Source organism: Pseudomonas sp. URMO17WK12:I12, assembly GCF_000514395.1.
Taxonomy (GTDB): Bacteria; Pseudomonadota; Gammaproteobacteria; order Pseudomonadales; family Pseudomonadaceae; genus Aquipseudomonas; species Aquipseudomonas mucoides.
In genome coordinates this window covers 631,156-653,688 of sequence record NZ_KI911392.1, presented here as the reverse complement: position 1 = coordinate 653,688, position 22,533 = coordinate 631,156, and the positions used below count along the sequence as shown (strand labels likewise).

General features: G+C 60.5%; 15 protein-coding genes. 12 read left to right on the top strand and 3 right to left on the bottom strand.

All coding sequences use genetic code 11. From position 1 onward, the window contains the following. Positions 1–353: 353 nt before the first annotated feature. A complete protein-coding gene (locus D882_RS0129970; RefSeq protein ID WP_027926641.1) occupies positions 354–1,730 on the bottom strand; it encodes an L-serine ammonia-lyase in 1,377 nt (458 codons plus the stop codon). 435 nt (positions 1,731–2,165) lie between these two features. Here D882_RS0129970 and D882_RS0129965 point away from each other — a divergent pair, with 435 nt between their 5' ends. The 3 genes from D882_RS0129965 (at position 2,166) to choV (ending at position 5,200) form a co-directional block, all read left to right on the top strand. Then, on the top strand, positions 2,166–3,113 hold the full coding sequence (locus D882_RS0129965; protein ID WP_027926640.1) for a choline ABC transporter substrate-binding protein: 948 nt from the start codon (positions 2,166–2,168) through the stop codon (positions 3,111–3,113). Positions 3,114–3,179: 66 nt separating this feature from the next. Further along, positions 3,180–4,025, top strand: coding sequence for a choline ABC transporter permease subunit (choW, locus tag D882_RS0129960; protein WP_027926639.1), 846 nt, complete (start codon positions 3,180–3,182; stop codon positions 4,023–4,025). Continuing rightward, a complete protein-coding gene (choV, locus tag D882_RS0129955; RefSeq protein ID WP_027926638.1) occupies positions 4,022–5,200 on the top strand; it encodes a choline ABC transporter ATP-binding protein in 1,179 nt (392 codons plus the stop codon). The genes choW and choV overlap by 4 nt, the downstream gene beginning before the upstream one ends. 199 nt (positions 5,201–5,399) lie before the next feature. Here choV and D882_RS0129950 read toward each other — a convergent pair whose 3' ends face one another. Beyond that, positions 5,400–7,349: a BCCT family transporter gene (locus tag D882_RS0129950; protein ID WP_231986537.1), complete on the bottom strand. Its 1,950-nt coding sequence runs from the start codon at positions 7,347–7,349 to the stop codon at positions 5,400–5,402. Between the two features lie 378 nt (positions 7,350–7,727). Here D882_RS0129950 and betI point away from each other — a divergent pair, with 378 nt between their 5' ends. The 9 genes from betI (at position 7,728) to yccS (ending at position 21,583) form a co-directional block, all read left to right on the top strand. Further along, a complete protein-coding gene (gene betI, locus D882_RS0129945; RefSeq protein WP_027926636.1) occupies positions 7,728–8,321 on the top strand; it encodes a transcriptional regulator BetI in 594 nt (197 codons plus the stop codon). A 108-nt stretch (positions 8,322–8,429) separates the two neighbouring features. After that, the gene (gene betB, locus D882_RS0129940) at positions 8,430–9,902 is read left to right on the top strand and encodes a betaine-aldehyde dehydrogenase (RefSeq protein ID WP_027926635.1); all 1,473 of its coding nucleotides are present in this window, start codon (positions 8,430–8,432) and stop codon (positions 9,900–9,902) included. Between the two features lie 171 nt (positions 9,903–10,073). Continuing rightward, positions 10,074–11,777 carry a choline dehydrogenase gene (gene betA, locus D882_RS0129935; RefSeq protein ID WP_027926634.1) on the top strand — a complete coding sequence of 568 codons (1,704 nt, stop codon included), beginning with the start codon at positions 10,074–10,076 and terminating at the stop codon, positions 11,775–11,777. Between the two features lie 285 nt (positions 11,778–12,062). Then, the gene (locus D882_RS0129930; protein WP_027926633.1) at positions 12,063–13,505 is read left to right on the top strand and encodes a TldD/PmbA family protein; all 1,443 of its coding nucleotides are present in this window, start codon (positions 12,063–12,065) and stop codon (positions 13,503–13,505) included. After that, positions 13,505–14,842, top strand: a complete 1,338-nt coding sequence (locus D882_RS0129925; RefSeq protein WP_027926632.1) for a TldD/PmbA family protein — start codon at positions 13,505–13,507, stop codon at positions 14,840–14,842. Before D882_RS0129930 ends, D882_RS0129925 begins: the two co-directional genes overlap by 1 nt. A 157-nt stretch (positions 14,843–14,999) precedes the next feature. Beyond that, a complete protein-coding gene (gene mdtD / locus D882_RS0129920; RefSeq protein WP_027926631.1) occupies positions 15,000–16,427 on the top strand; it encodes a multidrug transporter subunit MdtD in 1,428 nt (475 codons plus the stop codon). Positions 16,428–16,528: 101 nt separating this feature from the next. Then, positions 16,529–17,914: an ATP-dependent RNA helicase DbpA gene (dbpA, locus tag D882_RS0129915; RefSeq protein ID WP_027926630.1), complete on the top strand. Its 1,386-nt coding sequence runs from the start codon at positions 16,529–16,531 to the stop codon at positions 17,912–17,914. An 84-nt stretch (positions 17,915–17,998) separates the two neighbouring features. Continuing rightward, entirely contained in the window at positions 17,999–19,177 is a 1,179-nt protein-coding gene (locus D882_RS0129910) for an NAD(P)/FAD-dependent oxidoreductase (RefSeq protein ID WP_027926629.1), read from the top strand. Between the two features lie 222 nt (positions 19,178–19,399). Next, a complete protein-coding gene (gene yccS / locus D882_RS0129905) occupies positions 19,400–21,583 on the top strand; it encodes a YccS family putative transporter (protein ID WP_027926628.1) in 2,184 nt (727 codons plus the stop codon). A gap of 25 nt (positions 21,584–21,608) precedes the next feature. On the opposite strand, the gene D882_RS0129900 is transcribed toward yccS, so the two are convergent. After that, complete coding sequence (locus D882_RS0129900) at positions 21,609–22,346, bottom strand: ABC transporter substrate-binding protein (protein WP_027926627.1); 738 nt, start codon at positions 22,344–22,346, stop codon at positions 21,609–21,611. Positions 22,347–22,533: the final 187 nt, after the last annotated feature.

Sequence of the window (22,533 nt, the reverse complement as noted above, 5' to 3'; positions counted from 1 at the left end):
GATATAAGTGCCATTATCGGCGATAGACGCCCTGCCTTGCGGGGCGTGAGCAAATCGGTAGCACTTGTGGGAACAGGGCTGCGAGGTGCCGGGACAGAGTGTCACCGCAAGCACGGGTGACGAGTGGTCAGGGCCGGTTTGGATCCCTGTGATTCGGAAAGGGGCTTATCTGTAAGCGACGCGCTAAAAGGTGGCGTGTTTTGAATCGGGTGTTCATTTAGCGCGCAGTTTTGACTGGTCTGACGCCATCGCGAGCAAGTTCGCTCCCACAGGGATTTGTGGTGCGCATCAGTTTTTGAATACACAACAAATCCTGTGGGAGCGGGCTTGCCCGCGATGGCGTCAACTCGGTCTCAACACTCCACCGCGCTCACCGCCAACCCACCCCGCGATGTCTCTTTATATTTGTCATGCATATCCGCGCCGGTATCACGCATGGTGCGGATCACCCGGTCCAGCGAGATAAAGTGCTGACCATCCCCACGCAGCGCCATCTGCGCCGCGTTGATCGCTTTCACCGCGGCAATCGCGTTGCGCTCGATGCACGGCACTTGCACCAGTCCACCCACCGGGTCGCATGTCAGGCCGAGGTTGTGTTCCAGGCCGATTTCCGCCGCATTGCACAACTGCTCCGGCGTGGCACCGAGAATCTCCGCCAGCCCCGCTGCCGCCATCGCGCAAGCCGAACCCACTTCGCCCTGGCAACCGACTTCGGCGCCGGAGATCGAGGCGTTCTTCTTGCACAGAATGCCCACCGCCGCAGCACTGAGGAAATAGTCGACCACGTTGGCGTCCGTCACCGCCTCGCTGAACTTCATAAAGTAGTGCAACACCGCCGGAATGATCCCCGCCGCGCCGTTGGTCGGCGCCGTGACCATGCGCCCACCCGCGGCGTTCTCTTCGTTGACCGCCAGCGCAAACAGGTTGACCCACTCCATGGCGCTCAAGGTCGAGCCGATCACATTGGGCTTGCCCAGTTCCTGCAGGCTACGGTGCAACTTCGCCGCGCGACGGCGCACATTCAGGCCGCCGGGCAGGATGCCTTCGTGCTTGAGGCCCTGGTCGACGCAATCCTGCATGGCACGCCACAACTTCATCAGACCGGCGCGGATTTCCTCTTCACTGCGCCAGACCTTCTCGTTCGCCATCATCAATTCAGCCACGCGCAGGTTGTGCGTCTGGCACAGGCTCAACAGTTCGACGGCGCTGGAGAAATCGTACGGCAACACGGTGCGGTCCAGATCGACCACGCCGCTGGACGCCTGGGCCTCATCCACGACAAAACCACCGCCGACGGAATAGTAGGTGTCGCGATGCAGCTCACCGTGATCGCCTTCGACGATCAGGGTCATGGCATTGGGGTGGAACGGCAGGTTTTCGTCGATCAGGCGCATGTCCCGCGCCCAAATGAACGGCACCGACAAGCGACCGTCGAGCAGCAACATGTGGGTTTCACGCAGGGTTTCGATGCGAATGCCGATTTGCGACGGATCGATCGCATCCGGCCATTCGCCCATCAGGCCCATGATGACGGCATTGTCGCTGCCGTGACCGATGCCGGTGGCCGACAGCGAACCATAAAGTTGAACTTCGACCCGTCGCACCTGCTCCAGTAGATGCTTGTCCCGAAGCGACTCGACAAACAGCGCGGCGGCCCGCATAGGCCCCACGGTGTGCGAACTGGAAGGACCGATGCCGATTTTGAACAGGTCGAAAACACTGATAGCCATTACTGCCGAACTCCTGGATGTGCCGACTCCAGACGCAAAGGCGCCCAGTGGCGGAGCTGCTACGCTCAAGCTGCAATCCGCCGAGATGGCCGCATCATCAGGCTTTTGTCATGTCGTTCGACGTCTCACACCGACGCACTCATGCCCACCAACGCCGCAGGGCGGCGACGCAATGTTTTCGCCGTTTTTTAGCGGATCAGAGGGGAAAAGAGGGCTGAAAAAAGCTGTAAACGACGTCACCGACACTGGATGCGACCCTCCCTGTACTGGTTACGACGCACCCTGTAGGCGTCAGATTTTCACTGGTACATGATCGTATCGACTCGATTGCAAGGCGCCGTGGTAGAGCTGTCTCCAAAACGCCATCCAACCGCAACCTATAAGTGCGGTGGTCCAGTCGGAACACTGCCAAAAAAAACACCAAGGAGTCCATCCATGAAAGGTTCCCCGTCGTTGTTGTTGGCCGCCATGCTGAGTCTGCCGTTACTGGCTCACGCTGCAGAACCCGCTCAGTGCAGTACCGTAAACTTCTCCGATGTCGGCTGGACCGACATTACCGCGACAACCGCTACCACCAGCGTCGTGCTCGACGCCCTCGGCTACAAGACCAAAACCACGATGATTTCCGTGCCGGTGACCTACAAGTCCCTGGCCGACGGCAAGAACATGGACGTCTTCCTGGGTAACTGGATGCCGACCATGGAAAACGACATCAAGGCCTACCGCGATGCCGGCACCGTCGATGTGGTGCGCACCAACCTGACCGGCGCCAAGTACACCCTCGCCGTGCCGCAAGCGTTGTACGACAAAGGGCTGCATGACTTCGCCGACATCGCCAAATTCAAGAAAGAGCTCGACGGCAAGATCTACGGCATCGAGCCAGGTAACGACGGTAACCGCCTGATCCAGAGTATGATCGACAAGAACGCCTTCGGCCTTAAAGACGCTGGTTTCAAAGTGGTCGAGTCCAGCGAAGCCGGCATGTTGTCGCAGGTCGATCGCGCGCAGAAGCGCGACACCGCCGTGGTCTTCCTCGGCTGGGCGCCGCACCCGATGAACAAGCGCTTCAAGATCCAGTACCTCACCGGTGGTGACGACTTCTTCGGCCCCGACTTCGGCGCCGCCACCGTGGCAACCAACACCCGCAAGGGTTACACCCAGGAATGCAGCAACGTCGGCCAACTGCTGAAGAACCTGGAATTCACCGTCGACATGGAAAGCTCTCTGATGGGCAACATCCTGGACGACAAGATGAAGCCTGACGCGGCCGCCAAGGCCTGGCTCAAAAAGAATCCACAGGTCCTCGATACCTGGCTCGCTGGCGTGACCACCATTGACGGTAAACCAGGCCTGGAGGCCGTGAAAGCCAAGCTCGCGCAGTAATCGCTTACGCCGGACGGCTTCGGCCGTCCGGGCTGTTTATTTCCTTGCATGCGGACGTTCACTACCATGCTGATTGATCAGAAAATCCCTTTAGGCCAGTACATCGCGGGCTTCGTTGAATGGTTGACGCAACACGGCGCCAACACCTTCGACGCAATCGCCGTGACACTGGAAACGATGATCCACGGCGTGACTTTTGCGCTGACCTGGTTCAACCCGCTGGCATTGATCGGCCTCATCGCACTACTGGCACACTTCATTCAACGCAAGTGGGGACTGACGGTTTTCGTCATCGCCTCCTTCCTGCTGATCCTCAACCTGGGGTACTGGCAGGAAACCATGGAAACCCTCGCCCAGGTGCTGTTCGCCACCCTGGTCTGCGTGGTCATCGGCGTGCCGTTGGGCATCGTCGCCGCGCACAAACCGATGTTCTACACATTGATGCGTCCGGTGCTCGATCTGATGCAGACCGTACCGACCTTCGTGTACCTCATTCCTACCCTGACCCTCTTCGGTCTGGGTGTGGTCCCGGGCTTGATCTCGACGGTAGTGTTCGCGATTGCCGCGCCTATCCGCCTGACTTACCTGGGCATTCGCGATGTACCGGAAGAATTGATGGACGCTGGCAAGGCCTTTGGCTGCTCGCGACGTCAACTGCTCTCACGGATTGAATTGCCCCACGCCATGCCAAGCATCGCGGCCGGCATTACCCAGTGCATCATGCTGTCGCTGTCGATGGTGGTGATCGCGGCACTGGTAGGCGCCGACGGCCTGGGCAAACCCGTGGTCAACGCACTGAACACTGCTGATATCGCCCTGGGCTTCGAAGCGGGCCTGGCGATCGTATTGCTGGCGATCATGCTCGACCGTATCTGCAAACAACCCGACGCCAAAGTAGGGGGTGACGCATGAGCATTATTCGCTTCGATAACGTCGACGTAATCTTCTCCAAAGATCCACGCGAGGCACTCAAACTGCTGGATCAAGGCATGACCCGTAACGAGATCCTGAAAAAGACCGGGCAGATCGTTGGTGTGGAAAAGGCCAGCCTGGACGTCGAAAAAGGTGAAATCTGCGTACTGATGGGCCTGTCCGGCTCCGGCAAGTCCAGCCTGCTGCGCTGCATCAACGGCCTCAACACCGTCAGCCGCGGCAAGCTGTTTGTCGAGCACGAAGGCAAGCAGATCGACATCGCCTCCTGCACCCCGGCAGAACTGAAAATGATGCGCACCAAGCGCATTGCGATGGTGTTCCAGAAGTTCGCCCTGATGCCTTGGTTGACCGTTCGTGAAAACATCAGTTTCGGCCTGGAAATGCAGGGTCGTCCCGAGAAGGAACGCCGCACATTGGTGGACGACAAGCTTGAGCTGGTGGGCCTGACCCAATGGCGCAACAAGAAACCCAACGAGCTTTCCGGCGGTATGCAGCAACGTGTGGGCCTGGCCCGCGCACTGGCGATGGACGCCGACATTCTGCTGATGGACGAACCGTTCTCGGCACTCGACCCGCTGATCCGCCAGGGCCTGCAAGACGAATTGCTGGAACTGCAACGCAAGCTGAGCAAGACCATCGTGTTCGTGAGTCACGACCTCGATGAGGCCCTGAAGCTCGGCAGCCGCATTGCGATCATGAAAGACGGCCGGATCATTCAGTACAGCAAGCCGGAAGAGATCGTGCTGAACCCGGCGGACGACTACGTGCGGACCTTCGTCGCGCACACCAACCCGCTGAACGTGTTGTGCGGCCGCAGCCTGATGCGCACGCTGGACAACTGCAAGCGCATCAACGGTTCGGTGTGCCTCGATCCGGGCGGAGATTCGTGGCTGGACCTGGCTGAAGGCAACACCATCAAGGGCGCCCGCCAGAACGGCGCGAGCCTGGACCTGCAGAACTGGATTCCAGGGCAAGCGGTGGAAGGTCTGGGCCGTCGGCCGACGCTGGTGGACTCGAACATCGGCATGCGCGATGCGTTGCAGATTCGTTATCAGACCGGCAACAAACTGGTGCTTCACGACAACAACAAAGTGGTCGGGATTCTCGGCGACAGCGAGCTGTATCACGCGCTGCTCGGCAAGAACCTGGGGTAAGGCAGCAGACACAAAAACGCCGCGAGAGGATCGCGGCGTTTTTGTTTATCGGGACATCGGGTCAAGCTGCTTTGCTAGTGATGGCCCCTTCGCGGGCAAGCCCGCTCCCACAAGGACGGTGGCAATCCTGTGGGAGCGGGCTTGCCCGCGATGGATAGGACGCGGTGTTTCAGACTGAAACACCGCGCCCTATCAAGGTTTAGCTATAGACACGGCCAAGGAGCTGCCGATGGCTTTCAAACTGATCGAGCACGTCACGGGTGATCTGATCCTGGGTGAAGCCCATCAAGTCGTAATCCTGGCTGCCGTTGTGCAGGTACACCTCGGCGCGGTAGTAGCGTGCGCGCGGTTCATCAGCGCTTTCAGCCGACGCCGTGTCACTCGCCGCCGCCAGATAGCCGTCCAGGCTCACTTCGTAGACAAAAGGGTTGCCCTCTTCCATCTCGATCCGCACGCCCATGCAGCGTTTCGACTTGCCCAGCAACGTCTGCACATCCAGACCCTGACCGCGCAATTGCACCGCCGCATCTTCCAGCGCCGGGCTGACTTGTTTGTCCATGAAACGCTGAACAATCGACTGGTTCGGTTGCAGGTCCAACTGAGTCAAACGCTCGCTGAAACCACGACGACCGCGCGCAGCCAACTCCGCTTGCTCCTGCTCGATCTGCACATCCTGGCGCATGGCCTTGTGCAAGCCGAACATGAAGAACACCAGCACCACCGAGAACGGCAAACCGGCCAGCACCACCATGGTTTGCATGGCTTCGAAGTTACCGGCAAACAGCAGGCCGATGGTCACCAGGGTAATCACCGCCGACCAGAAAATCCGCAGCCAGTGCGGCGCATCTTCGTCGACATTACCGCCCTTGCACGAAAGGTTGGCCATCATCACCGCGCCGGAATCCGCCGGGGTCAGGAACAGCACAAAACCGACAAAAATCGACACGCCGATCACAACCTTCGACGCCGGGTAATGCTCAAGCAACTGGTAGATCGCCATGGACGGCTGTTCGAGCGCCGTCTTCCCCAGCTCCACCGCCCCATGGTTCATCACCAGGTCGAGGGCCGAGTTACCGAAGATCGACAGCCACGCCAGGGTGAAGCCCAGCGGAATCAGCAGCACGCCGGCCACCAGTTCACGCACCGTGCGACCACGGGAAATACGCGCGATGAACATGCCCACAAATGGCGCCCAGGAAATCCACCAGGCCCAGTAGAACAGGGTCCACAGGCCCAACCAGCGGTCGGACTTCTCACTGTCGCCTTCGTACACATAGAGGTCGAAGGTCTTCAGGACCACGCCGTTCAGGTAGTCGCCAATGTTCTGCACGAAGCCGTTGAGCAGGTGCAGGGTCGGGCCGAACAACAGGACGAAAATCAGCAAACCGCTGAACAGCACGATGTTCAGGTTGGACAAACGGCGGATACCGTTTTCCACACCGGACACGGCGGCGATGGTCGCCACGGTGCTCATCACAATGATCACGATCAGCAGGTTGGTGTTGCTGTGCTCCATGCCGAACAGGTTTTCCAACCCGGAAGACACTTGCAGCGAACCAATCCCCAGGTTCGTCACCAGCCCCAGCAAGGTCACGAACATGCCAAAGCCGTCCACCGCATGACCGGCCGCGCCTTTGACCCAACGCTCGCCCACCAGCGGATACAACGCCGAACGCAGCGCCAGCGGCTGGTTATGACGGTAGGCAAAGTAAGCCACGGCCAGACCGACCAGTGCGTAGATCGCCCAGCCATGCAGGCCCCAGTGCAGGAACGTCAGCTGAACCGCCTGACGGGCGGCCATGTTGCTCGCGGCCACGCCTTCGGGCGGGTTGAAGTAGTGGTCCAGCGGCTCGGAGGCACCGAAGTACAGGAGCGAAATGCCGATACCCGACGAGAACAGCATCCCCGCCCAGGCGCCGTAGCTGAAGTCCGGGGTATCGTCCTTGCTGCCCAGTTTCAGTTTGCCATAGGACGAAAACGCCAGGCCCACCACAAACACCAGGTAAGCGGCGATCACCACCATGTAGTACCAGCCGAAGCTGCGGGACAACCAGGCCTGGGCAATACCGAGCACTCTGCCGGCCTCTTGCGGGGCGATGATCAGAATGGCGGTCAACAACAGGATCAGCGCGGTAGAGGTGTAGAACACCCAACCGTTGACCGTCACCTTATCGGGTGGGGTCTTTATAAGAGAGGCAGAACTCATGGCACAGATGCTCCAGGCAGTGCGAGAGAAGAACACAAGGCAACGCGGTACCCGACTAATCGGTTAGTGGGCAGCCGACCGACGGGTGATATAAAGACACCCCGAAAAAAGCCCGAAGCCCGGAACGCCAAGGCGTAGGGGTTTCGAGCCGTTTTGGATGTCGGTTTATCGTCATTTACACGTAGGAAAAATCTGTAAGCAGCGACGAATTGTCGCAGATCTTATTCTTTGTTGATTGAACGTTCAATCAAAACAAAATAGACTGGCCCTCAAACCGATGGACGTCTTACGTCCGCCGGAAGGCCTAAGGAGATGTGCAAGATGCCCAAGGTCGGTATGCAACCCATCCGCCGCCAGCAATTGATCGAAGCCACCTTGCTGGCCGTCGATCAGGTCGGTATGGGGGACGCCAGCATTGCGCTGATCGCCCGTTTGGCCGGTGTCTCGAATGGCATCATCAGTCACTATTTTCAGGACAAGAACGGCCTGATCGCTGCCACGGCGCAGTACCTGATGAGTGTACTCAGCGAGAACGTCACCGCACGCCGTCAGGCGCTGACAGATGACAGCCCGCGGGCGCATCTGCAGGTGATCATCGAAGGCAACTTCGACGCCAGCCAGGTCAATGGCCCGGCAATGAAAACCTGGCTGGCCTTCTGGGCCACCAGCATGCACCACCCGTCTTTGCACAGGTTGCAGCGGATCAACGATCACCGTCTGTATTCCAACCTGTGCTGCCAGTTCCGCCGCGTATTGCCGCTCGATGATGCGCGCAGTGCAGCCCGTGGCCTGGCAGCGTTGATTGACGGTTTGTGGTTGCGCGGCGCGCTGTCGGGAGATGCTTTCGACACCGAGCAGGCGCACCGGATCGCTTACGAATACATGGATTTCCAACTGGCCAAGCGGGTGAGTTAGAGCACACACAAAACGCTCAACCCCCGAACCGCCACTGACCCGCGTGCCAGCGCAACACGGCACGCCCAGTGGTTAACGCCAACTAACTTATGCACTTGCGAGGACTTTATGGCCCGTTTCGAACTGCAAAAACTCTACATCGATGGCGGTTACTCCGACGCCAGCAGCGACGCCACTTTCGAAGCCATCAACCCGGCTAACGGTGAAGTCCTCGCAACAGTACAACGCGCGACCAAGGAAGACGTTGAGCGTGCTGTGGTCAGCGCCGAAAAGGGCCAGAAAATCTGGGCCGCGATGACCGCCATGGAGCGTTCGCGCATCCTGCGTCGCGCCGTCGACATCCTGCGCGAGCGCAACGATGAACTGGCCGCCCTGGAAACCCTGGACACCGGCAAGTCGTTCTCCGAAACCAAGTACGTCGACATCGTCACCGGCGCGGACGTGCTGGAGTACTACGCAGGTCTGGTCCCGGCCATCGAAGGCGAGCAGATTCCGCTGCGCACCACCTCGTTCGTCTACACCCGTCGCGAGCCGCTGGGCGTCGTGGCCGGTATCGGCGCGTGGAACTACCCGATCCAGATCGCCCTGTGGAAATCCGCACCGGCCCTGGCGGCCGGTAACGCGATGATCTTCAAGCCAAGCGAAGTCACGTCCCTGACGACCCTGAAACTGGCCGAGATCTACACCGAAGCAGGCTTGCCAGCCGGTGTGTTCAACGTACTGACCGGCAGCGGCCGTGAAGTCGGCACCTGGTTGACCGAACACCCACGCATCGAAAAAATCTCTTTCACCGGCGGCACCGACACCGGCAAGAAAGTCATGGCCAGCGCTTCTGCCTCGTCGCTGAAAGACGTGACCATGGAACTGGGTGGCAAATCCCCGCTGATCATTTTCGACGACGCCGACCTTGATCGCGCCGCCGACACCGCGATGATGGCCAACTTCTACAGCTCCGGCCAGGTCTGCACCAACGGCACTCGCGTGTTCGTACCGAGCCACCTGAAAGCCGCTTTCGAAGCCAAGATCGTTGAACGCGTAGCGCGCATCCGCGTCGGCAACCCGGAAGACGAGAACACCAACTTCGGTCCTCTGGTCAGCTTCGCCCACATGGAAAGCGTGCTGGGCTACATCGCCAAAGGTAAGGAAGAAGGCGCTCGCGTGCTGTGCGGCGGCGCTCGTCTGACCGACGGCGAATTCGCCAAAGGCGCATTCGTGGCCCCGACCGTGTTCACCGACTGCACCGACGAGATGACCATCGTGCGCGAAGAAATCTTCGGCCCGGTGATGAGCATCCTGACCTACGAAACCGAAGAAGAAGTGATCCGTCGTGCCAACGACACCGACTTCGGCCTGGCCGCTGGCGTCGTCACCAAGGACCTGAACCGCGCTCACCGCGTGATTCATCAACTGGAAGCCGGTATCTGCTGGATCAACGCCTGGGGCGAGTCCGACGCGAAAATGCCAGTTGGCGGTTACAAGCAGTCGGGTGTTGGCCGTGAGAACGGCATCAGCTCGCTGAACAACTTCACCCGCATCAAATCGGTACAGGTCGAACTGGGCGATTACGCCTCGGTTTTCTAAGGCGGTATTTGCTTCGCCTGCGAGATCGCTATCGCAGGCAAACCAGCTCCCACAGGTTTGGCGTCGTTCGCCAAATCTGCGGTGCCCCCCGATCCCTATGGGAGCGTGGCTTGCCCGCGATCGAGTGCGAAGCACTCGCTGACCTGACCAACTTCAAAGAGGGTGCATTCAATGTCCCAAGAATTCGATTACATCATCATCGGTGCCGGTTCGGCCGGTAACACCCTGGCGACCCGTCTGACTGAAGACGAAGGCGTCACCGTCCTGCTGCTCGAAGCCGGCGGACCGGACTACCGTTTCGACTTCCGCACGCAGATGCCGGCCGCCCTGGCGTTCCCGCTGCAAGGCCGTCGCTACAACTGGGCATACGAAACCGATCCAGAGCCACACATGGACGGTCGCCGGATGGAATGCGGTCGCGGCAAGGGCCTCGGTGGTTCCTCGCTGATCAACGGCATGTGCTACATCCGCGGCAACGCGATGGACTACGACAACTGGGCCAAGTTGCCAGGCCTGGAAGACTGGGATTACCTGAACTGCCTGCCGTATTTCCGCAAAGCCGAAACCCGCGACATCGGCCCGAACGACTACCACGGTGGCGACGGCCCGGTCAGCGTGACCACGCCGAAAGCCGGCAACAATCCGCTGTTCCACGCCATGGTTGAAGCCGGCGTGCAAGCCGGTTACCCGCGCACCGAAGACCTCAACGGTTACCAGCAGGAAGGCTTCGGCCCGATGGACCGTACCGTGACGCCGAACGGCCGTCGCGCCAGCACCGCTCGCGGTTATCTGGACGTCGCCAAGAAGCGTTCGACCCTGACCATCGTCACCCACGCCCTGACCGACAAGATCCTGTTCGAAGGCAAGCGTGCGGTCGGCGTGCGTTACCTGATCGGCGCCGCCGAAGAGCGCGTTGAAGCCCGTGCCCGCAAAGAAGTGCTGCTGTGCTCCGGCGCCATCGCGTCGCCGCAGATCCTGCAACGCTCCGGTGTCGGCCCGGCCGAACTGCTGAACAAGCTCGACATCCCGGTGGTCCATGACCTGCCAGGCGTCGGCGAAAACCTGCAGGATCACCTAGAGCTGTACCTGCAATACGCTTGCACCCAACCGGTCTCGCTGTACCCGTCACTGCTCTGGTACAACCAGCCGGCCATCGGTGCAGAGTGGCTGTTCAACGGCACCGGCATCGGCGCCAGCAACCAGTTCGAAGCCGGCGGTTTCATTCGTACCCGTCCGGAATTCGATTGGCCGAACATCCAGTACCACTTCCTGCCGGTCGCGATTAACTACAACGGCAGCAACGGTGTGAAAGAGCACGGCTTCCAGGCGCACATGGGTTCCATGCGTTCGCCGAGCCGTGGCCGTATTCAAGCGAAGTCGAAAGACCCGCGCGAATACCCGAGCATCCTCTTCAACTACATGGCCACCGAGCAGGACTGGCAGGAATTCCGCGACGGCATCCGCCTGACCCGTGAAATCATGCAGCAACCTGCGCTGGATGCTTTCCGTGGCCGCGAAATCAGCCCGGGCATCGACGTGCAAACCGATGAGCAGCTCGACAAGTTCATCCGCGAACACGCCGAAACCGCGTTCCACCCGTCCTGCTCGTGCAAGATGGGTACCGACGAAATGGCCGTGGTTGATGGCGAAGGCCGTGTGCATGGCATGCAAGGTCTGCGTGTGGTCGATGCCTCGATCATGCCGATCATCACCACCGGCAACCTGAACGCGCCGACGATCATGATCGCCGAGAAAATCGCCGACAAGATCCGTGGCCGCCAGCCGCTGCCGCGCAGCAAGGCTGCCTACTTCGTGGCCGGTGATGCACCGGTGCGTGGCAAGCCGATGCGTGATGTGAGTCCTACGGCGCAGTAAGACCGTTACACCGCGTCGCGGCCAATCGCGGGCAAGCCCGCTCCCACAGGTTTTCGGTTGGATTGCAGATATGTGATCAAACCGAAAACCTGTGGGAGCGGGCTCGCCCGCGATGGGTCCTACCAGACAACACATCCCTGGCTGACACACCGACGTAATCCTTTCCTACACCGCTCCACCCTTGATATCGCTCCCCGCACAGGCCTAATCTAGCGCCACGCAAACGTTTCACCTCCCCCTTCGCAACACCGCAACACCGCCACTCCATACCAAGGAGGTTCCCGAATGTTCGATTTCCACCCCCAGCTCAAGCAGCGCTTCGCTGCCTTGCGCACGGGCGCTGAATTCTTTTCGCTGCGTTATGTGCGCGAGTCCGGCCAATACCTGTCGGTGCGCAAGAATGTCGCCGAACCTCCCAGCCTGAGCCGTGATGAAGGCGCGATGCTGACCGTGCGCATCAACGGCGTCGAAGCCTACGCCGCGACCAACGACCTGTCGCAACACGGCCTGCAATCGGCCCTCGACCGCGCCGAACAACAAGCCCGCCGACTCAAGCCCCATGCGTTGCTCGACCTGCGCGACCAAACCGTCTCCAGCGACCGCGCCGACTATTTTTCGCCTAACCTCGACCAGCCTTTCCCGTCCCTGAGTGATTGCTACCAATTGCTCGGCGCCGAATCTGCGTCCGTGCCCAAGGACGAGCGGCTGGTGAACTGGCAGGTCAGCATCGGCATCACCCACGTCGAGCAGATCTACCTCAACAGCGCCGGTGCCGAACTGCGCCAGGCCCAACGTTTCGTCTACCCGGGCCTCGACGTCACGGCCTATGACGGCAGCGACAGCCAGACCCGCAGCCTTGGCCGCGAGAACTTCGGCCAGCAGGGCGGCGCGGATGTGATCAGCCGGTGCGGCTTGATCGGCGCCGGCCCGCAAGTCGCCGATCAGGCGCTGCAATTGCTGCTGGCGCCGAACACCCCGCAAGGCCCGCGCGACCTGCTGCTGATGCCCGATCAGATGATGCTGCAGATCCACGAATCCATCGGCCACCCGCTGGAGCTGGACCGCATCCTCGGCGATGAGCGCAATTACGCCGGCACCAGTTTCGTCAAGGCACAAGACTTCGGTCATCTGCAATACGGCTCGAAACTGCTCAACGTGACGTTCGACCCGGACATCCCCGAGCAGCTCGCCAGCTACGGTCATGACGACGACGGCACGGCCGCGAGCAAGCAATTCCTGATCAAGGAAGGTGTGTTGCTGCGCCCATTGGGCGGCGCGCTCTCGCAATTTCGCGCGGGCATGAACGGTGTCGCCAACAGCCGCGCCTGTGGCTGGAACCGTCCACCGATCGACCGCATGGCCAACCTCAACATCGAGCCCGGCGATCAACCGCTGGCGCAACTGATCGGCAACATCGAGCACGGCATCATGATGTCCACCAACCGTTCCTGGTCCATCGACGATGCGCGCAACAAGTTCCAGTTCGGCTGCGAATGGGCGCAGTTGATCGAAAACGGCGAACTCAAGGGCGTGGTGAAAAACCCGAACTACCGGGCGATTTCCGCGCAGTTCTGGAAAAGCCTCAGCGCCGTCGGCGACGCCAACACCGTCAAGGTCCTGGGCACGCCGAACTGTGGCAAGGGCGAACCGAACCAGGTGATCCGCGTCGGCCACGCGTCGCCAGCCTGTGTGTTCAGCAACGTGGATGTGTTTGGGGGAGACGCCTGATGAGTACGTCGAAAAATCAGGCCGATGGCTTCAAGGCCTTGGTCAACTGGCTACGCGACGCCATTGGCGAGCCGGAACAATTCACCCTCAGCTACGCCGCCGAGTCATCGGCCTTCGTGCGTTTCAACCACGCCAAGGTGCGCCAGGCCGGGCAGGTGCAGCAAGCGAGCATCGGCCTCAAGCTGATCAACGATGGCCGGCATGCCGACCTCGACATCACCTTGGCTGGCGACCCGGAAGTGGACCTGCAGCGTCTGGCCGAAGGTCTGCAACAGTTGCGCGAAATTCTGCCGTTGCTGCCGCAGGATCCGTACCTGCTGATCAACCACAACAGCTGGCAGAGCAAGAATGTGCAGGAACATCCACTGCCGGACACCGGGCAGGTGGTCGCTGAAATCACTCAGGCCGCGGAAGGGCTGGACCTGGTGGGCTTCTATGCGGCGGGCCCGATCAGTCGCGGTTTCGCCAGCTCTTCGGGTGCGTTTGGCTGGCATCAGGCCAACAGTTTCAACTTCGACTTCAGCCTGTTTCATGAAAATGGTCAGGCCGTGAAAGCCAGCTATGCCGGACATGACTGGAGCAGCGAAGGGTTTGCCAAGCGCTTCGCTCTGGCGCGCGAGCAACTGGCGTTTCTCGGTCGGCCGTTGCGCACGCTGGCACCGGGTCAGTACCGCGCCTACCTCGCACCGGCAGCCCTTGAAGAAATCATGGGCATGCTCGGCTGGGGTGGTTTTTCAGCGCAGTCGATTGCCAGCAAAACCAGCCCACTGCAAAAGCTGTATGCGGGGGACAGTTCGTTCAGCCCGCAGGTGTCCATTGATGAAAAAGTCAGTGGCTCGTTGAGCCCGGCATTCTCCGGCGAAGGTTATCCCCGCAGTGATCTGGGGTTGATCGTCGAAGGCAAGGCCGGCGCGCAAATGGTCAGTTCCCGCAGCGCGGCGGAATACGGCTTGACTGCCAACGGGGCGGGCGGTGGGGAGATGCCCAGTGCATTGAACATGGCGGCCGGGACGTTGCCTGAAGCCGAAATCCTCAAGCAACTGGGCACGGGGTTGTACATCAGCAACCTCTGGTACCTGAACTACTCCGACCAACCGGGGGCACGCATGACCGGGATGACCCGGTTTGCGACGTTCTGGGTCGAGAACGGCGAGATTCAGTCGCCGGTGAGCACCATGCGTTTTGATGACAGCGCCTACAGCTTGCTGGGTTCGCAGTTGGAGGCGTTGACCGAGGAGCGCGAGTTGTTGCTGTCGGCGAGTACCTACAGTCAGCGGGCCACAGCTTCGGCGTTATTGCCGGGCGCACTCATCAGTAAACTCACCTTGACCCTGTAAACACAAAACCCCTGTGGGAGCGGGCTTGCCTGCGAAGAGGCCATCAGCCTCAGCATTAATGTTGACTGACACACCGCCTTCGCGGGCAAGCCCGCTCCCACAGAGATTGTGGCTTGCAATGACCTTGCATTAACAACTCCAACCCGCAAGAGGTCCCATGCCCAACCGCCCGCCTCTCGACGCTGTCACCGCCCGCTGGGTGCCGTGGGTCGTCGCCATCGCGTTTTTCATGCAGTCCCTCGACGGCACCATCCTCAACACCGCACTGCCCGCCATGGCCCGCGACCTGGCGGAAGATCCGTTGCGGATGCAGGGCGTGATCATCGCCTACATGCTCACCGTCGCCTTGCTGATCCCCGCTTCCGGCTGGATCGCCGACCGTTTCGGCACCAAGAAAATATTCTTCGGCGCGATCCTTCTGTTCAGCCTCGGTTCGTTGCTTTGCGCCTTTTCGACGAGCCTGAGCCTGCTGATCGGTGCCCGGATCATTCAGGGCCTGGGCGGTGCATTGATGTTGCCGGTCGGGCGCCTTGTGGTGCTGCGCGCTTACCCGCGTTCGGAACTGGTGCGGATCATGGGGTTCATCACCATTCCCGGCTTGCTCGGCCCCTTGATCGGCCCAACCATGGGCGGCTGGATGGTGGAGTACCTGACCTGGCACTGGATCTTCCTGATCAACCTGCCCGTCGGGTTGGTCGGTTGCTACGCCGTGTGGAAATTCATCCCGGACCTACGCGGCACCGAGCGCACCCGTTTCGATAGCCTTGGGTTCGTGCTGTTCGGCGCGGCGATGATTCTGATCACCGTCGCCATGGAAGGTCTGGGCGAGCTGCACCTGCCCCACCTGCGCGTGATGCTGTTGTTGTTCGCTGGCATGGCCTGTCTGGCGGCGTACTGGTTACGCGCCGGGCATACTGAAAACCCGCTGTTCGCGCCGTCACTGTTCAAGACCCGGACCTTCGCCGTGGGCATCCTCGGCAACCTGTTTGCCCGCCTCGGCAGCGGCGCCCTGCCCTTCCTCGTGCCCTTGCTGCTGCAAGTGGCGCTGGGGTATTCGCCGTCACAGGCGGGGATGAGCATGCTGCCGCTGGCGGCGGCGGCGATGGTTGCCAAGTGGGTCGCACGTCCGCTGATCGAGCGGTTGGGCTATCGCATCGTGCTGACCGGCAACACCCTGGCGCTGGGCATCATGCTCGCGAGCATGGGCCTGGTCAGCGAACAGACACCGTACTGGCTGCTGCTGTGCCTGCTGGCGATTCTCGGGGCGATCAACTCGCTGCAATTCACCGCGATGAACACCGTCACCCTGATCGACCTCGACGATGCCAGCGCCAGTAGCGGCAACAGCCTGTTGTCGGTCGTCGCGCAATTGTCCCTGAGCCTGGGCGTTGCCTGCGCCGGTGCGTTGCTCGGCGGCTTTACCGCCGAGATCGGAAACGATGGCGTGGAAACGGTGTTGGGCGCGTTCCAGCTGACGTTTGTCACGGTCGGAATCATGGCCATGCTGGCGGCCACGATCTTTTCCCAGCTCTCACCAACGGACGGCCGACGGATGGTCACCCGCGAGCACGATATAGAACACTGACCTGTAGCCTCGACAGCGGCTACGGCTATTCGTCCAGAATTTGCAGGTAGATAGAGCGAGACTGGTACACTGCGCGACATTTTGTTTTGCAGGCCAGTCCCGTGACCACCATCGCCACCGCTTTTAATACTTTGCCGCTGTCCGCCGCCATGCTGGCTAACCTCGACTCCCTCGGTTATGCCCAGATGACGCCGATCCAGGCGCAAAGCTTGCCGGTGATCCTCAAGGGGATGGACCTGATCGCCCAGGCCAAGACCGGCAGCGGCAAGACCGCCGCCTTCGGTATCGGCCTGCTGAACCCGATCAATCCGCGCTTCTTCGGTTGCCAGGCACTGGTCATCTGCCCGACGCGCGAGCTGGCGGACCAGGTCGCCAAGGAACTCCGTCGTCTGGCCCGCGCCGAAGACAACATCAAGATCCTGACCTTGTGCGGCGGCGTGTCCTTCGGCCCGCAGATCGGCTCGCTGGAACACGGCGCGCACATCATCGTCGGCACCCCGGGCCGTATCCAGCAGCATTTGCGCAAAGGTTCGCTGGTTCTGCATGGCCTGAACACGCTGATCCTCGACGAAGCTGACCGCATGCTCGACATGGGTTTCTACGATTCCATCGAAGAAATCATTGCCCAGACCCCGGAACGTCGCCAGACCCTGTTGTTCTCGGCCACGTACCCGTCGGGCATCAAGCAACTCGCCGCGAAATTCATGCGCAACCCTCAGATCGTGAAGGCCGAGGCGTTCCATGACGACACGCAGATCGAGCAGCGTTTCTACGAGATCTCCCCGGATGACCGCATGAGCGCGGTGACCAAAGTCCTTGGCCACTTCCGCCCGGCGTCCTGCGTGGCGTTCTGCTTCACCAAGCAGCAGGTTCAGGAAACCGTTGATCACCTGACGTCCAAAGGCATCTCGGCCGTCGGCCTGCATGGCGATCTGGAACAGCGTGATCGCGATCAAGTGCTGGCCATGTTCTCCAACCGCAGCACCTCGGTACTGGTCGCCACCGACGTCGCCGCGCGCGGTCTGGACATCGATGCGCTGGACATGGTGATCAACGTCGAGCTGGCCCGGGACTCGGAAATTCACATTCACCGTGTCGGCCGTACCGGCCGCGCTGGCGAGAAAGGCATTGCGATCAGCCTGGTTGCACCGTCTGAAGCGCACCGCGCCCAAGCCATCGAGCAACTGCAGAAGGCGCCGTTGAACTGGGATCTGGTGGACAACCTCACGTCCCAGGGCGGCGGTCCACTGCTGCCGGTCATGAGCACGCTGTGCATCGGCGCTGGCCGTAAAGACAAGGTTCGTCCGGGTGACATCCTGGGCGCACTGACTGGCGATGCCGGCATTCCGGGCGCCCAGGTTGGCAAGATCGCGATTTTCGACTTCCAGGCCTATGTGGCCGTGGAGCGCGGGATCGCCAAGCAGGCCTTGCAACGCCTGAATGACGGCAAGATCAAAGGCCGTTCGCTGCGCGTTCGTATCCTGTAAGAACAACGCACTTCCCCTGTGGGAGCCGGCGCAACGCCGGCTCCCACAGTTTGTTTTGTGGTGACACACCAAGAGGACACCGTTTTGCGCTCTACCGAAGTCGTGATCATTGGCGCTGGCGCCGCAGGGTTGATGTGTGCGCTGACCGCCGCCGGGCGCGGGCGCAAGGTGATGTTGCTCGACCATGCGAACAAGGCTGGCAAGAAAATCCTGATGTCGGGCGGTGGCCGCTGCAATTTCACCAACATGTACACCGAACCTGGCAATTTCCTCTCGCAGAACGAACACTTCTGCAAATCCGCACTGGCGCGCTACACCCAGTGGGATTTCATCGGCATGGTCGCCAAACATGGCGTGCCGTATCACGAGAAAAAGCTCGGGCAGTTGTTTTGCGATAACAAATCCAGCGACATCCTCGAGATGCTGCTCAACGAGTGCGATCAGGTGGGCGTCAGCCTGCACCTGGACACCTCGATCCAGACCATCGAAAAGCTCGAAAGCGGTTACCTGCTGGACACCACGATGGGCCAGATCACTTGTGAGTCTTTGGTCATCGCCACAGGCGGACTGTCGATCCCGACGCTGGGCGCGACCGGTTTCGGTTATCAGGTTGCCAAACAATTCGGCCACCAACTGCTGCCAACCCGTGCCGGCCTTGTGCCGTTCACCATCACCGATCAGTTGAAAGAGCTTTGCACCGAGCTGTCAGGCACGTCGGTGGATTGCCTGGTGAGCTGCAACGAGCAGAGTTTCCGCGAGAACATCCTGTTCACTCACCGCGGCCTCAGCGGCCCGGCGATTTTGCAGATTTCTTCGTTCTGGGAATCTGGCGACACGGTCGAGATCAACCTGATGCCGGACCACAACGCGCATGAGTGGCTGCAACAGCAGCAAGCCGAACGCCCGAACAGCGAACTGAAAACCCTTCTGGGGGAAATCTTCACCAAGAAGATGGCCAATCTGCTGGCGGACAACTGGTTCGTGTCCAAACCGATGAAGCAGTACACCCACGCGGAAATCGCCGACATCGCCGAAAAACTGGCGAGCTGGAAAGTGGTGCCGGCCGGTACCGAAGGCTATCGCACGGCGGAAGTGACCCTGGGCGGCGTCGACACTCACGAAGTGTCGTCCAAAACCATGGAATCGCTGAAAAGCCCCGGCCTGTACTTCATCGGCGAAGTGCTCGACGTGACCGGGCATCTGGGCGGCTTCAACTTCCAGTGGGCCTGGGCCTCTGGCTACGCTGCCGCGCAGTACGCCTGAAGCAACACAAAATCCATGTAAGAGTGAGCCTGCTCGCGCTAGCGGTGTAACAGTCGACAGAGATGTTGAATGTAGCGTCCTCATCGCGAGCAGGCTCACTCCTACATTGACCCTGTGTGATATCAAGGAACAGATTTTGCTGTCAGATGTGATCGACGCCATTGCGTCGGCGTCATTACTGGCTCAATTTAGCGTCATTGCCTCGGAAGGCCTTCGCACTTCATGTCATCGACTCCTCTCAGTCAGTCTCTGCGTCGCCTCTGGGCGCTGGATAAATTCAGCTACAGCGTGCGGGTGTTCATCGCCCTGACCGGCAGCATGGCGGTCTGTTGGTATCAGGATGAAATGGGCCTGCTGATCCCGTTGTTCCTGGGGATCATCGCCAGCGCCCTGGCCGAAACCGACGACAGTTGGCAGGGCCGCCTCAATGCGCTCGCCGTGACACTGGTGTGCTTCAGCGTCGCCGCGTTCTCCGTCGAACTGCTGTTCCCCTACCCCTACCTCTTCATCATCGCCCTGGCCCTCGCCAGTTTCGGCCTGACCATGCTTGGCGCCCTCGGCGAACGCTATGGCGCCATTGCCTCGGCGACGCTGATTCTGTCGGTCTACACGATGATCGGCGTGGACCAGCGCGGTGGCGCCGTCACCGACTTCTGGCATGAACCGGTGCTGCTAGTGGCCGGTGCGGCCTGGTACGGTTTGCTGTCAGTGCTGTGGCAGGCAATGTTTTCCAACCAGCCAGTGCAGCAGAGCCTGGCGCGGTTGTTCCGTGAGCTGGGTTTCTACCTGAAGCTGAAATCGTCGCTGTTCGAGCCGATCCGGCAGATGGACGTGGAAGCCCGGCGCCTGGAACTGGCCCAGCAGAACGGTCGGGTGGTGGCAGCGTTGAACGCCGCCAAGGAAATCATTTTGCACCGGGTCGGCAACGGACGGCCGGGCTCGAAAGTCAGCCGCTACCTGAAGCTGTACTTCCTCGCCCAGGACATCCACGAGCGCGCCAGTTCGTCACACTACCCCTACAACGCACTCGCCGAGGCGTTTTTCCACAGCGACGTGCTGTTCCGCTGTCAGCGCCTGCTGCGTCAACAAGGCAAGGCGTGCCGCGCCTTGGCCGAATCGATCCAGATGCGTCAGCCGTTCGTCTACGACGCAAGCTTCGCCGAAGCCCTGGGCGACCTGAACGCCTCCATCGAACACCTGCGCATCCAGAGCAACCCGGCCTGGCGCGGCCTGTTGCGCTCGCTGCGGGCGCTCACGGCCAACCTCTCGACACTCGACCGCTTGCTCAGCGACGCGAGCAACCCGGACGCCCTGGCCGATGCCACCGACAGCAGCCTGCTCGACCGTTCGCCGCGCAGCCTCAAAGATGTGTGGATACGCTTGCGCACACAACTGACGCCAACGTCGCTGCTGTTCCGCCATGCACTGCGTTTGCCCCTGGCGCTGAGCATCGGCTACGGCATGGTGCATTTGATTCACCCCTCGCAAGGCTACTGGATCATCCTCACCACGCTGTTCGTGTGCCAGCCGAACTACGGCGCTACCCGACGCAAGCTCGGCCAGCGGATCATCGGCACGGCGATCGGCCTGACCTTGGCCTGGGCACTGTTCGATCTGTTCCCGAATCCGCTGATTCAGTCGTGCTTCGCCATCGCCGCTGGCGTCGTGTTCTTTATCAACCGCACCACCCGCTACACCTTGGCCACGGCCGCGATTACCTTGATGGTGCTGTTCTGCTTCAATCAGGTCGGCGACGGGTACGGACTGTTCCTGCCACGACTGCTCGATACGTTGCTCGGCAGCCTGATCGCCGGGCTGGCGGTGTTCCTGTTCCTGCCGGACTGGCAGGGCCGACGCCTGAACAAAGTTCTGGCCAACACCCTGACCTGCAACAGCATTTACCTGCGCCAGATCATGCAGCAATACGCCGCCGGCAAAAGTGACGACCTGGCGTATCGCCTGGCTCGACGCAACGCGCACAACGCCGACGCAGCATTGTCGACGACGCTGGCCAACATGCTCATGGAGCCTGGGCACTTCCGAAAAGAAGCGGATGTCGGGTTTCGTTTCCTGGTGCTGTCGCACACCTTGCTCAGCTATTTGTCCGGGCTGGGCGCGCACCGTGAAACGGCGCTACCGGCGGATGTTCGCGAGCAGTTGATTGAGGGTGCCGGCGTGAGCCTGGCAGCGAGCATCGATGAGATCGCCCAAGGCCTGGCGAGCAAAACGCCGGTGGCGATTCAGAGTGATGAAGAAGAGGCCCTGGCCAATTCGCTTGAGCAGATGCCCGATGAAATCGATGAAGGGCAACGGTTGGTGCAGACGCAGTTGGCGTTGATTTGTCGGCAACTGGGGCCGCTGCGAACATTGGCGGCGCATTTGATCAAAGACACCAGTGAGGCTTGAGACTTGCGGAGGCATCGGATCAGCCTCACATCCCATGCTGTTTCATCAACCGCTGATAACTGCCATCCGCCTTCATCTCGGCAATCTCACGGTCAAACCCGGCAACGATCTGCTCATGCTGCGGGTTCTTCAGACTGACCAAAATATGCAGGCTGTTCTCACTCAACGGCTTGGGCAGAAACTCCACCGCATTACGCACTTTGGATGATTCACGCGCCAGGTAATAACGGGCGACGTACTCATCTTCCAGCGTCAACTTGACCCGGTCCGCCGCGACCATGCGCACGGCCATGGAAAAGTTATGCACCGGGACTTTCTGCAGTGATGCGTCGTCATCGAACTCTGGCGAATAGGCGTAGCCGCGCACGATCGCAATCGGATAGGTGTGCAGTTGCTGCAAGTTGTTGTATTCGATCGGCGAATCTTTGCGTTTCAGGAAGCGCACACGATTCACCAGATATTCGCCGGAGAACTGGCCCAGCTTGGTGCGATCAGCGGTGTACCAGGCGTTGACCAGCACGTCATAACGCCCCTCGCCTACACCCAATAACGCTCGGGCCCAGGGCACCTGCTCGAAATCACTGGCATAGCCTGCGCGTGCCAGCGCGGTCGTGACGATGTCCGTCGCCAAACCGCCGTTGACCAGCGTCGCGTCGGTAAAGGGCGGCCAGGCGTCGGCGACCAGTCGCAGCTTTTCCGCTGCCGCGCCTTGTGTCAGCCACAGCAATACGATCAAAGCAGAAGCTCGATGCAATCGCGGCATGCTAGAAAATCCTTAGCGAGCGGGTAGCCCGACGTGTTTTTCAGCCCAAACTCCAAGACCCGTGTACCGGCAGCCAGGTACTCAACATTAGCTCATTGAAGCCATTGCACAGCGCGTCATCGAAGATTACACAAAGAAGACGGCGCCGCGCGAAATGAATGATGGCATTTTGGCCTTTGTCACAGAT

What these genes read in the sequence shown, in the direction of transcription:
- D882_RS0129970 (WP_027926641.1), bottom strand. Translation starts at nt 1,730, where the DNA reads ATGGCTATCAGTGTTTTCGACCTGTTCAAAATCGGCATCGGTCCTTCC.
- D882_RS0129965 (WP_027926640.1), top strand. Translation starts at nt 2,166, where the DNA reads ATGAAAGGTTCCCCGTCGTTGTTGTTGGCCGCCATGCTGAGTCTGCCG.
- choW (WP_027926639.1), top strand. Translation starts at nt 3,180, where the DNA reads ATGCTGATTGATCAGAAAATCCCTTTAGGCCAGTACATCGCGGGCTTC.
- choV (WP_027926638.1), top strand. Translation starts at nt 4,022, where the DNA reads ATGAGCATTATTCGCTTCGATAACGTCGACGTAATCTTCTCCAAAGAT.
- betI (WP_027926636.1), top strand. Translation starts at nt 7,728, where the DNA reads ATGCCCAAGGTCGGTATGCAACCCATCCGCCGCCAGCAATTGATCGAA.
- betB (WP_027926635.1), top strand. Translation starts at nt 8,430, where the DNA reads ATGGCCCGTTTCGAACTGCAAAAACTCTACATCGATGGCGGTTACTCC.
- betA (WP_027926634.1), top strand. Translation starts at nt 10,074, where the DNA reads ATGTCCCAAGAATTCGATTACATCATCATCGGTGCCGGTTCGGCCGGT.
- D882_RS0129930 (WP_027926633.1), top strand. Translation starts at nt 12,063, where the DNA reads ATGTTCGATTTCCACCCCCAGCTCAAGCAGCGCTTCGCTGCCTTGCGC.
- D882_RS0129925 (WP_027926632.1), top strand. Translation starts at nt 13,505, where the DNA reads ATGAGTACGTCGAAAAATCAGGCCGATGGCTTCAAGGCCTTGGTCAAC.
- mdtD (WP_027926631.1), top strand. Translation starts at nt 15,000, where the DNA reads ATGCCCAACCGCCCGCCTCTCGACGCTGTCACCGCCCGCTGGGTGCCG.
- yccS (WP_027926628.1), top strand. Translation starts at nt 19,400, where the DNA reads ATGTCATCGACTCCTCTCAGTCAGTCTCTGCGTCGCCTCTGGGCGCTG.
- D882_RS0129900 (WP_027926627.1), bottom strand. Translation starts at nt 22,346, where the DNA reads ATGCCGCGATTGCATCGAGCTTCTGCTTTGATCGTATTGCTGTGGCTG.